Annotated in this window: 11 protein-coding genes; 4 read left to right on the top strand and 7 right to left on the bottom strand. The window is 73.3% G+C overall.

Going from position 1 to position 10,491, the window contains the following annotated elements:
- The coding region (locus ACFO0B_RS23755; protein ID WP_378614775.1) for a sigma-70 family RNA polymerase sigma factor at nucleotides 1-598 on the top strand (598 nt) is incomplete at its 5' end.
- A 64-nt stretch (nucleotides 599-662) separates the two neighbouring features.
- Here the strand turns inward: ACFO0B_RS23755 and ACFO0B_RS23750 are convergent.
- The 7 genes from ACFO0B_RS23750 to ACFO0B_RS23720 form a co-directional block, all read right to left on the bottom strand.
- Complete coding sequence (locus tag ACFO0B_RS23750; RefSeq protein WP_378614774.1) at nucleotides 663-1,076, bottom strand: DUF3052 family protein; 414 nt, start codon at nucleotides 1,074-1,076, stop codon at nucleotides 663-665.
- 79 nt (nucleotides 1,077-1,155) lie between these two features.
- Nucleotides 1,156-2,151 (bottom strand): helix-turn-helix domain-containing protein, encoded by a 996-nt coding sequence (locus tag ACFO0B_RS23745; protein WP_378614773.1) that lies wholly within the window; start codon nucleotides 2,149-2,151, stop codon nucleotides 1,156-1,158.
- 68 nt (nucleotides 2,152-2,219) lie between these two features.
- The gene (locus ACFO0B_RS23740; protein ID WP_378614772.1) at nucleotides 2,220-3,038 is read right to left on the bottom strand and encodes a SigB/SigF/SigG family RNA polymerase sigma factor; all 819 of its coding nucleotides are present in this window, start codon (nucleotides 3,036-3,038) and stop codon (nucleotides 2,220-2,222) included.
- Nucleotides 3,039-3,198: 160 nt separating this feature from the next.
- On the bottom strand, nucleotides 3,199-4,056 hold the full coding sequence (locus ACFO0B_RS23735) for a helix-turn-helix domain-containing protein (protein WP_378615283.1): 858 nt from the start codon (nucleotides 4,054-4,056) through the stop codon (nucleotides 3,199-3,201).
- A gap of 356 nt (nucleotides 4,057-4,412) precedes the next feature.
- Nucleotides 4,413-5,474, bottom strand: coding sequence for a fused (3R)-hydroxyacyl-ACP dehydratase subunits HadA/HadB (locus ACFO0B_RS23730; RefSeq protein WP_378614771.1), 1,062 nt, complete (start codon nucleotides 5,472-5,474; stop codon nucleotides 4,413-4,415).
- Nucleotides 5,475-5,615: 141 nt separating this feature from the next.
- Entirely contained in the window at nucleotides 5,616-7,052 is a 1,437-nt protein-coding gene (locus tag ACFO0B_RS23725) for a lipase family protein (protein ID WP_378614770.1), read from the bottom strand.
- A gap of 214 nt (nucleotides 7,053-7,266) precedes the next feature.
- Nucleotides 7,267-8,481, bottom strand: coding sequence for a lipase family protein (locus tag ACFO0B_RS23720; protein WP_378614769.1), 1,215 nt, complete (start codon nucleotides 8,479-8,481; stop codon nucleotides 7,267-7,269).
- Nucleotides 8,482-8,763: 282 nt separating this feature from the next.
- Here ACFO0B_RS23720 and ACFO0B_RS23715 point away from each other — a divergent pair, with 282 nt between their 5' ends.
- From ACFO0B_RS23715 to ACFO0B_RS23705, 3 genes are read left to right on the top strand one after another with little or no spacing between them, the layout of a single operon-like run.
- On the top strand, nucleotides 8,764-9,012 hold the full coding sequence (locus ACFO0B_RS23715; protein ID WP_233017644.1) for a hypothetical protein: 249 nt from the start codon (nucleotides 8,764-8,766) through the stop codon (nucleotides 9,010-9,012).
- A gap of 48 nt (nucleotides 9,013-9,060) precedes the next feature.
- A complete protein-coding gene (locus ACFO0B_RS23710) occupies nucleotides 9,061-9,573 on the top strand; it encodes a DUF2599 domain-containing protein (RefSeq protein ID WP_378614768.1) in 513 nt (170 codons plus the stop codon).
- A 40-nt stretch (nucleotides 9,574-9,613) separates the two neighbouring features.
- Nucleotides 9,614-10,267 carry an NAD(P)H-binding protein gene (locus ACFO0B_RS23705; RefSeq protein ID WP_378614767.1) on the top strand — a complete coding sequence of 218 codons (654 nt, stop codon included), beginning with the start codon at nucleotides 9,614-9,616 and terminating at the stop codon, nucleotides 10,265-10,267.
- Nucleotides 10,268-10,491: the final 224 nt, after the last annotated feature.

The raw sequence follows: 10,491 nt of genomic DNA, 5'->3' as shown, positions 1-10,491 counted from the left end.
GCACCAGAGCGCCTCGCTCGGGCTCGTCCTCGCGGTCGACCGCTACGACCCCGCCCGCGGCGCCAGCTTCCTCGCCTTCGCCATCCCGACCGTCATGGGCGAGGTGCGCAGGCACTTCCGCGACCGCACCTGGGCGCTGCGGGTGCCCCGCCGGGTCAAGGAGACCCAGCTCGCCATCGGGCCGGTCATCGAGAAGCTGAGCCAGCACCGCGGCCGGATGCCGACCGCGGTGGAGATCGCCATGGAACTCGACCTCGACCTGATCGAGGTGACCCAGGCGCTGCTCGCAGGCAATGCCTACCGCACCAACCCGATCGACTCCCCCGCCGACGACGCCGGCGGCGGCCCGGTCCCCGCGCAGATCACCGAGGCGCTCGGCGCGAACGACCCCTCCTACGAGCTGTGCGAGGACGCCATCGCCGTCGCCCCGCTGCTGCGCAGGCTCAGCGAGCGCGACCGGCGCGTGCTCTACCTGCGGTACTTCGAGAACCGGACGCAGGCGCAGATCGCCGAGGAGTTCGGCGTCTCGCAGATGCACATCTCCCGGATCCTGTCCCGGACCCTGGCCGCGCTGCGCGCCCGCGCACTGCGGGACTGACGGGGCCGGACCGCGAGGCGGCCGCGGCGGACACCCTTCCCCGCCGCGGCCACCGCTCCCCGGGTCAGCGCTGCCCGCGGAAGAGCCGCAGCCCGGTGGCGTTCCAGTCGTCGAACACGTCCACCCGGCCCACCCGGTGCAACCCCGCGCGCCCCGCCGCGTCGACCACGGCGAGCGGGTCCAGGTGGCCCGGCCGGTCGACCTTCGGGGTCAGCACCCAGAGCCGGGAGCGCGCGGTCATCGCCTCGCCGCAGCCGAGCAGCACCTGCACCGGATCGCCCTCGCCCGCGCGCAGCCACACCAGCAGCCCGTCCGGGCAGCGGTGGCCGCCGGACCCGGTGAGGCTGCGCCCGGTGATGGCCTCCACCCGCCCGCGCACCTCGCGGTCGGCGTCATCGGCACAGCCGATCTCGCGTACCAGTTGTCCGCGCGCGAACCCGAACCGCTCCACCGCCGATACCACCCAGTCCACCGGCACCGCCGCTCCCTCCGCCGTCTCTCGGAACCACGCGGCTACCCCGCGGCTCCGCGTTTCTAACCGGCAGAAACGGAGGCGGTCAGCGGTTGAGGGTGACGCTGGGGCTGCAGCCGTAGGCGTGCCGGTAGGCGATGGCGAAGCGGCCCGCGTTGGAGAAGCCCCAGTCCGCGGCGATCGCGCCGACCGTGCGCCCGGAACCGGGGGCCGCCGCGACCAGCTCGGCGTGCGCGCCCGACAACCGGATCCGGCGCAGGTAGTGCACCGGGGTGGTGCCGAGGTGCCTGCGGAACGCCAGCTGCACGCCGCGAATCGTCACGTACGCGGCGGCGGCGATATCGGCGAGCGCGATGTCCTCGCGGGCGTGGCTCTCCATGTAGGCGACGGCCCGGCGCACGGTCTCCGGGTGCGCGTCGTTGCGATCCACCGCGGTCGGGCCGCGCTCGCCGGTGCAGGGGAAAGTGTCCAGCACGACCGCGGCCAGATACTCGGCAGCTACCCCGGCCAGCAGCGGCGTGGCCGTCGGCGCGGCGGCGACAGCGCCGAAGTGCTCGATGGCGGCGATCATGCGCGCCGCCGCCGCGGGGCTCACCGGGTCGTGCCCGGCAGGCCGGGCGGCCTGCCCGTTCCGGCCCCGGTCGTCGACCCTGGCCAGCGTCTCCGGCGGGAGCGAGACCGACTGCCAGCTCGCCCGCCGGACGACGCCCGCCCGCGGCAGCTCGGGCAGCTCCATCGCCACCACCCGGCCCGCGGTGATCCGCTGCGGCTCGGCGGCGCCGAATCGGGTTTCGAGCACGCCGGCGCGCAGCACCAGAATGCTCCAGTGGCCCGCCGGTTCCGCGTCGTAGCCGAGTTCGCCGCCGATCCGGACGGCGCTGTGGGTAACCGGCCCGACCTCCTGGCGCAGCACCCGGATCGGCAGGGAGGCACTCGTCGAGCCGAGCCGCACCGGCCCGTAGAGGCTGCTCAGTTCGGTCTCGGCCACGATGAGGTCGTCGGTCTCCAGCAGCACCCGGCCCGGACCGAGCCGCAGCAGGCCGGCCCGGGCTCGGCCCGGACCCTCGTCTGCCGCACCCACCGCGCGCGCATACCCGGTTTCCCCGCGCCCAAACACCCCGTCCGGGGCCGCGCGGTCCGGCACCCGGTTCAATCGCGCAGCGCGCGCTGGCGCAGCCTGGCCAGTGTGCGGGAGAGGATGCGGGAGATGTGCATCTGCGAGACCCCGAGCTCGGCGGCGATCTGGGCCTGGGTGTAGTTCTCGAAGAAGCGCAGCCGCAGCACCAGCCGGTCCCGCTCGCTCAGCTCGCGCAGCAGCGGGGCGACGGCGAGCGCGTCGTCGCAGATGCCGTAAGCGGGGTCGGTTTCACCGAGCCGCTCGCTGACCTGGGCCGCGATTCCGCCGCCCTCCTCGTCGTCGGCGGCGGCGTCGAGCGAGTTGGTGCGGTAGGCGTTGCCGGCGAGCAGCGCCTGGGTGACCTCGACCAGGTCCAGGTCCAGCGCCACCGCGATCTCCAGCGCGGTCGGCGTCCGGCCGTACTCGTGGCAGAGCCGCTCCACCGTCGGCCCGATCGCCAGCTGGGTCTCCTTCACCCGGCGGGGCACCCGCAGCGCCCAGGTGCGGTCGCGGAAGTGCCTGCGCACCTCACCCATCACGGTGGGCACGGCGAAGGCGAGGAAGCTGGCGCCGCGGGCGGGGTCGTAGCGGTCGACCGCGAGGACGAGCCCGAGCGAGGCGCTCTGGTGCAGGTCGTCGTAGGTTTCGCCGCGGCCGGTGAAGCGGCGGGCGATGTGGTCGGCCAGCGGCAGGCAGCGGCGCATGACCTCCTCGCGCAGCCGGGGGCGGGCGGGGTCACCGGCGTCCATGGCTGCGAGCTGTTCCAGCAACGGCTCGATGCCGTCGTAGCTGTCGCTGCCGCGGTTGCTGCGGCGCGCGGTGGTGCTGTCGTGCAGTGCTGAGGAAGTCATCGCGACCTCGCTTTCCGAGACCCCGCGCGCGAAATCGCACGACGGGGGGAGGCGATGATCGTCGGCTACCGCGCCCCCGATGCGGCAACCCGGGTGCGCGGCCGGACTTCGCTGCGCGCCGGTACTCGCCGAAGTTCCTTCGCATTCGGTACGAGCGTGGCTACCGCTCCCCGGCCGGGCGGTCCATGATCTCCGGCTGCCGCCTGCGCAGCGCGGCGAGCAGGCCGGGGGTGTATTCGGGCGGCGCCGCGTGCACCGAGAGCTGGTTGGCCACGGCGAGGTAGGCGTCCAGGTCGGTGCGCTTGTCCAGGTACAGCGCGCTGGTGAGCTGCTGCAGGTAGACGATGTCGGGCAGGTCGGGCTCGGCGAAGCGGAGCACGGTGAAGCCGCCCTCGGCCACGGCGGGGCCGCCGACGTGGTCGGCGATCACCTGCACCGTGACGTTCGGGCGGGCCGCCGCCCGCTCCAGGTGGTCCAGCTGGGCCTGCCAGATCATCGAGCCGCCGATCGGGCGGCGCAGCGCGGCCTCCTCGACCACCAGCCACAGCTGCGGCGGGTGCGCGCGGTCCAGGATCTCCTGGCGCCGCATGCGCAGCGCGACCCGGCGCTCGATCACATCCTCGGACTCCCCCGGGTGCGCGAGCGCGATGAGCGCGCGGGCGTAGTCGGGGGTCTGCAGCAGCTCGGGCACCACCCGCGGCTCGAAGCCGCGGATCAGCCGCGCCGCGTTCTCCAGCCCGAGGTAGGTGTCGAACCACTTCGGCAGCCAGTCGTTGTCCCGGTGCCACCAGCCGGAGGCATTGGCCTGCCTGGCCAGCGCCAGGTACTCGCCGCACTCCTCCGGGTCGGTGACGCCGTACAGCGCGAGCAGGTCGTTCAGGTCGCGCTCGCGGAAACCGGTGCGGCCCAGCTCCAGTCGGCTGATCTTGGAGTGCGAGCCGCGGATCGCCTCGCCCGCGCCCTCCCTGGTGATGCCGCACGCCTCCCTGAGCCTGCGGAGCCGGGCGCCGAGCACCATCCGCAGCGCAGTCGGCCCGCCCTCACCCCCGGGCGCGGGATCGGGCGATTCGTCTGAAGATTGCACTTCTGAGTACCGCATTTCGCTGTTCCGCACGGGGGAGAGTCGTCCTTGCGAGGCTCGCATGGACCGATACTGCCATGTGGGTCCGACATGAATCCACGATCACCAGCGCTGGTTTATCGAAGACCGCACATCTGTGCTTACATCTGTAAGCACAGCGAAAAGCGCACCGCCGCAACGCAATCGCCCATCCTAGCGGAAAAGGCTCCGGCCTGGCCTTTGCGACCGATCGGTACCGCGGCCGGGCCCGCACCGGGCATCGTCCGGACCGGCCCCCCGCGCTGCCCTGCGGCTCAGCGCAGCAGCACCTCCGCGCTCGCCTTCCCGAAGAGTTTGCTGCCGCCGCAGGTCGCGCCGATGCTCAGCGTGGCCGAGCGGCGCACCGGGTCGAGCGCCCTGACCCGCCCGGTGAACCGCACCGACGCCGCGCGGGCCGCCGCGACCGGCGCGAAACCGCTGAACCGGACGCCGTACTCGACGACGGCGGCCGGGTCGCCGAGCCACCCGGTGAGGTAGCCGGCGCCGAGCCCCATGGTGAGCAGGCCGTGCGCGACCACGTCGGGCAGCCCGACGGCCGCGGCGATCTCGTCGCTGAAGTGGATGGGGTTGGTGTCGCCGGAGACCCCGGCGTAGTTCACCAGGTCGCCGCGGGAGAGCGGGAAGGAGCGGGCGGGCAGCTCGTCGCCGACCCGCAGTTCCTCGAAGGCCGGCCGGGTGCGCGGGATGCGCACCGCCCACTCGTCCACCCCCGGCACGGCCGCAGGCTCGCCGGTGACCGCGGCGATGCCCGGCTCCGCCGCGGCCTCCTCGGCGCCGGTGCGGGCGGCGAGCGAGGTGCCGGTCATGATCACCCCGTCCACCGCGTCGGCGAAGCCGCCGACCCGAGCCGGGCCGGTCTGCGCGACCACCGTGCTGTGCGCGGTCTGCAGCACGTGTCCGTCGGCATCGGTCAGCACGTTCCGGCTGACCAGGAAGTCCTTGTCGCCGAACTGCCGGAACGACTCGAACCAGGCGTCGCAGCCGAGCACGTCGCCTGCGACCAGCGGCCGGTGCATCCGGATGCGCTGCTCGGTCTGCAGCATCTGGCTGATGTCGTAGCCGGTGAGCACCGAGTCGAAGAGCGCGCGCTGCATGAGCATCCACACGATGGAGGGGAAGGTCAGCGGGGCGATGATGCCCTTGTACCCCAGCTCGGCGGCGGCGTCCTCGCGCCGGTGCGCCGGGTGCCGGTCCTGCACCGCCCTGGCGAACTCGCGGATCTTCTCGCGCCCCACCTCGAAGTGGTCGGCGAGCCGGAAGTGGGATCCGACCAGGGCCTTCGCCTGGTCGGAGGCGAGGGTGGTGCTGTCGTTCATCTGCTGCTCTCCGCGACCTCCGGCCGCCGGGTGCGGCCGGAGCGGCCCACGGTACCGGCAGCGCCGGGCGGGCTCGCGGTGTCGCCGCCGATTCTGTGCCCGGCGACAAACCGGACCGGCGGCGCCCACCGACACCTCACATCAGCACTCCGAGCGCGCCGCCACTCCGCGCAGCCGCTGGTCCAGCCAGCGCACCGCCTCCGGGTAGCCGGTCGCCGCGCCGATGATGTGCTCGCCGAGCACCCCGCGGTAGACCGCGTTCGCGCCGAGCGCGCACTGCTCCCGGTACAGATTGCGCGCGCCCTCGGCCGGGATCCAGAACTCCTGGTCGCCGTTGTAGATGTAGAGCGGAACCGGCGAGCGGATGCCGGGCATCCGGGTCACCGCGTAGATCTCCGCAGCCAGCTCGGAGCCGAGCGGGTTCGCCATGTCGGCGGCGACGTCGACCGAGAGCTGCAGCAGCCCGGGCAGCGCGAAGACCCCGATGCACTCGTCCTTGATCGGCGAGAGCGCCACCCAGCGGCCCAGGTGGTTGACCCGGTCCAGGATCGCCGGGCGCTCCCGGCCGATGGCGAGGATCGCCGCCATGAACACCCCGGAGGCCAGGTTCGCGTTCATGCTGCGGGCCAGGATCTCGAAGTCGGCGGGGACCCCGCCGAGCGCCGCCCCGACCACCGAGTCCGCGAGTTCGGGGGCGTAGCCGGGCAGCATCTTCACCGCGCCGTGCGTGGCGATCGCGCCACCCGAGTAGCCGGTCATGGCGAAGCGGCTCCCGGCGAACTCCTCGTGGTTCCAGCCGCGCGCGGCCCGGATGGAATCGAGCACGGCGTGCCCGGCGACCACCGGTTCGGCGTAGGCCATCCAGGGTCCCTCGTGGTCCGGGATGAGCACCGCGTAGCCGCGCGCGGCGGCCAGCGCGGTGGTCGGCGGGACGAAGTCGGTGACGTTGGTGTCGAACGAGAGGCCGTGCGCCATGGTGTACCCGGGCGTGCAGCGCTTGCCGAGCGCATCGATCGGCAGGTTGTTCACCAGCACCGGCCGCGGCCCCTCCCCGGTCCACGCGGCCGCGGGCACCACGAGCGTCGCGGTGGCGAAGGAGGGCTCGCCGTGCGCGTCGGTGGTGCGGAACTTGAGCAGCGTCGCCTGCCGGATCGGCACCAGCACGAGCGGGGCGGCCGAGGCGGTGATGTCGCGGATCTCCAGCACCTCGCCGGGCAGCCGGTCGGCGAGGTCGAGCGGCCAGCGGTCGAAGAGCGGGTCACCGGTGGCCGCGGGAAGCACCGCCTGCCGGAACGCCGCCAGATCCGGTGCCAGCTCGGGCACTTCGACCCCGGGCACGGGCGCCGGGAGCGCAGGCACCGGCGGGGCGGGCACCAGCGCGTCGACCAGTTCGTGCAGCGGCGGCACCGGGATTCCCGCCGCGGGCGCCGGGAGCACCGGCAGCGCGATCGGGGGCAGCCCCGGGATGTTCAGGGTCGGCGGAACCGGTCGCGGTGCGGGCGGTTCCGCGAGCGCGGCCGGAGCCGCGGCGATCGGAAGGCAGAGCAGCAACGTGACGACGGTGGCACGAAATCGCATGGCACACTTCCCCGGGTGCGGTGGCGTTGCCAGGACACCGGAGAAGTGCGGACTTCGGCCCCCGAAATCCCCCCTCCGGCACCGAGGCCAGGGAGATCAGTGTGGGGGACGACAGTTGCTCGCAGGTGCGTGTATTCGTTCCGTTGGGGGCGCGTCGCCGATTCGCAATCGGAAACAGGGCCCCGAGACCGTCCCGCGACCCGTTTGTCACGCCTCAGCAGTTACTGGGCGCCGGATCGCCGCGGAAGCGGCCCTCCAGCCACGTCAACGCGCCGGGCAGGCCAAGCACAGCGGCGGTGAGGTGGTCGGGCACCGGGGTGAGTTCGGCCTGCAGCGGGGTGCCCGCGGCGCACCAGCGCCGATCGGTCCGCACGATGGCGTCGATCGGGATCAGCCCGTCGATCGGCGAATGCCACTCGTAGATCGGCATGGTCGGGACGCCGTCGTAGAGCTCGAGGCTGTTCTCCTCCACCACCGCGCGCGCCTCGGGGCTGCTGATCATGGAGGTGGTGCGCGCGAAGTCCATGACACCGCGGCCCGCGCCCGCGGCGAGGATGCCGTTGGTGCAGCTGTTCGCCATGGCCGCGCGCGCCGCGAGGCCGCGCTCGTTGAGCTGCTCGCTGAGCGGGAAGCGGTCCGGGTACTCGCGCTCCAGCCCGAGCCCGGCGGCCAGCGCCAGCCCGAAGACCGGGTGCGCGGCGAAGCCGAGCTGCTCCATCATCGACACCAGGTTCATCGGCACCCCGCCCAGCGCGGCACCGGCGATCTCCAGCTCCGGCGCGTAGCGCGGCGCCAGCGCGGCCGCCCACGCGGTGGCCATGCCGCCGCCGGAGTAGCCGGCCATGGTCACCGGCGACCCGCCGACGCCGAGCTCGCCGACCTGGCGCACCGCGCGGATGCCGTCCAGGGTGATCATGCCGCCGAGCTTGGCGGCGCCGTAGGCGAAGTTCGGGCCGAGATGGTCGGGCAGCGCGACGCTCCAGCCCCTGGCCAGCGCGACGTTCAGCGCGGGCGCCTCCTTCACCATCAGATCCGGGTTCGCGGTGTAGAGCACCCGGGAGACCGAGCACTCGGCGCCGAGGCCGTTGATGATGTGCTGGTACGAGAGCAGCGGCCCGCCCGGCCGGTGCCCGCGCGGGGTGAGCACGGTCGAGGTGGCCGCGATGGGCGCGCCCTCGGAGCTGGTGGAGCGGAAGCGCACCACCGTGACCGCGGTCTCCGGAAAGGCGGGCAGCGCGGGCATCGGCCGCACCGCGATCACGGCGCCGGGCGCCAGCTCGGCGATATCGGCCGGGGTGGCGTAGAAGGGGTCGGGGTCGGGCGCCGGGTAGAGCGGTGCCGCGCTCGCCGGGGCGGCGGCCAGCGCCAGCCCCAGCGCGGCTGCGCCGAGGAGCGCCACCCGTCGCCGAGCGAACCGCGTACGACCCATGGCTGCCGCCTTCCCCTGCTCCGAGCTACCGACCATCATTGTTCGCAGACACCCCACCCGACCCAGCGCGATCACAACATACCGACACGTCACAACGCCCGGGGGATTTCGCTGTGAACCCGGCGCGGGTCGCCGCTGGTCCACCTCGTGAGAACGCCACACCCGCTCCGGAGGCGGCTGTGAGTTGTCCAAGCGAGGGCGCGGAACATGTTCCCGGCCATGGTGCTGGATTTACCGTCGAGGGGCGGCGTCGCACTCCGGCGCCGGGAAGGAGACGGCGTCATGGACAGCACGGTCACCAGCGCGACCCGCTACCCGCTCGTCGGCACCGAGGAGGTTCCCACCCGCCGGATCACCGTCTACTTCGACGGGCCGAACCCCGACGATCTGCTGGTCCTGGAGTACGCCGCCACGCACACCGAGGCGTGGGAGTTCACCTCCGCCGCGGTGCAGGCCGGGCTCACCGTGACCGTCGACGGCAAGGTGCGCCCCGAGCTGCGCAGGCTGCCCTGCCGCTCGCTCTGGCACTGACCCGCACCCGCTAGGCTCGCCCCGGTGCCGAACGGGGAGGACCGAAGCGTGTCGAGGCGGTTGTCGAAGAGTGGACGGCGGGGTTTCGCGGCGGTACTGACCGTCGCCGGGATCGCGCTCACGGCGGGCTGCGGCGCCGACGAACCGGCCGCCGCCCCGCCGACCACGACGATCCCCAGCACGACGATCGCCACCACGACGGCGCCCCCCGAGCTGACCCCGGCCGGGCTGCCCACCGTCGACCCGTACGCCGGTCAGCCGCTGATCGACCGCGCCGAGTGGATCGCGGGCCAGGACGGCGCCAGGCTGCTCGTCTTCCCCACCGACGCCGGGCGCCGCACCCCCTTCCCCGGCGCCGAGAACCGCGCCTGGCTCGAGGTGCTCACCGCCGCGCCGGAGGCCGACTCCGCGGGCATGTACGACCAGTTCCGCTGCCACTGGGTGTGGGCGCGGCTGGCCGCGCCGAACAAGCCGAGCTGGAATCTGGAACCCTGGCGTCCGGCCGTCGGCTACGACGCGGTCGTGCAGGCGGCCTGTAATCCCGGCGGACCGGAGCGCTGATCTCCGGCGCCGGGCGAGGCGAAACCGGAAGGAGAGCACCATGCGTGTCGTCCTGGTAGGTGGACACGGCAAGATCGCCCTGCTGCTGGCGGGGCTGCTCAGCGAACGCGGCGACGAGCCGGTGGCGCTGATCCGCAATCCGGCGCACGGGGCCGAGGTGGCCGCCGCGGGTGCGCGGGCGGTCCTGCTCGACGTGGAGAACACCGACGCCGAACAGCTCGCCGTCGCGCTCGACGGCGCCGACGCCGTCGTCTTCGCGGCGGGCGCGGGCGCGGGCAGCGGGGTCGCGCGCAAGTACGCGGTGGACCGGGACGGCTCGGTGCTGGCCGCCACCGCCGCCGAGGCGGCAGGCGTGCGCCGGTTCCTGCAGATCTCCTCCATGGGCGCGGGCGAGCCCGCACCCGATGGCACCGACGAGGTGTGGCGCGCCTACCTGGACGCCAAGACCCAGGCCGAGGACGATCTGCGCGGACGCGACCTGGACTGGACCGTGCTGCGGCCGGGCAGGCTGACCGACGATCCGGCCACCGGCGCGGTCACGATCGGACAGCGGGTCGGGCGCTCCGATATCCCGCGCGCCGACGTCGCGGCGGTCCTGGTGGCGCTGCTGGACGCCCCGGAAACGGCCGGGGCGACACTGGAAGTGGTGGCCGGAGAAACTCCGATCGCGGCGGCGATCACCGCACTTCGGTAACTCTGAATTAGCCATCCGTGCGCGCCCGGCTTTCTCCCGGCAAATAAAGCGGAAAGGGGTGCCGCCTTTTCGGGCAATTCCGCTGGGCGCGCACGCGGCGAATACCGGATGCCCGCCAGCTCGGGCAACTGGTCAATTGTCCGAATAGCTCGATTCCCGAACTCGCTCCACGCTCGACCAGGCCCCAACCGGCGGATACTCACCGAACCGCGCTGGACAGCCGG

The sequence above is a fragment of the Nocardia jiangsuensis genome, from assembly GCF_042650385.1.
GTDB lineage: Bacteria > Actinomycetota > Actinomycetes > Mycobacteriales > Mycobacteriaceae > Nocardia > Nocardia jiangsuensis.
The sequence above is the reverse complement of the archived record's forward strand: the minus strand, read 5'-3'. Positions and strand labels throughout refer to the sequence as shown.

Excerpts from the sequence above, each read along its gene's own strand:
- ACFO0B_RS23740 (WP_378614772.1), bottom strand. The coding sequence starts at position 3,038 with ATGACTTCCTCAGCACTGCACGACAGCACCACCGCGCGCCGCAGCAAC.
- ACFO0B_RS23735 (WP_378615283.1), bottom strand. The coding sequence starts at position 4,056 with ATGGTGCTCGGCGCCCGGCTCCGCAGGCTCAGGGAGGCGTGCGGCATC.
- ACFO0B_RS23730 (WP_378614771.1), bottom strand. The coding sequence starts at position 5,474 with ATGAACGACAGCACCACCCTCGCCTCCGACCAGGCGAAGGCCCTGGTC.
- ACFO0B_RS23725 (WP_378614770.1), bottom strand. The coding sequence starts at position 7,052 with ATGCGATTTCGTGCCACCGTCGTCACGTTGCTGCTCTGCCTTCCGATC.
- ACFO0B_RS23720 (WP_378614769.1), bottom strand. The coding sequence starts at position 8,481 with ATGGGTCGTACGCGGTTCGCTCGGCGACGGGTGGCGCTCCTCGGCGCA.
- ACFO0B_RS23715 (WP_233017644.1), top strand. The coding sequence starts at position 8,764 with ATGGACAGCACGGTCACCAGCGCGACCCGCTACCCGCTCGTCGGCACC.
- ACFO0B_RS23705 (WP_378614767.1), top strand. The coding sequence starts at position 9,614 with ATGCGTGTCGTCCTGGTAGGTGGACACGGCAAGATCGCCCTGCTGCTG.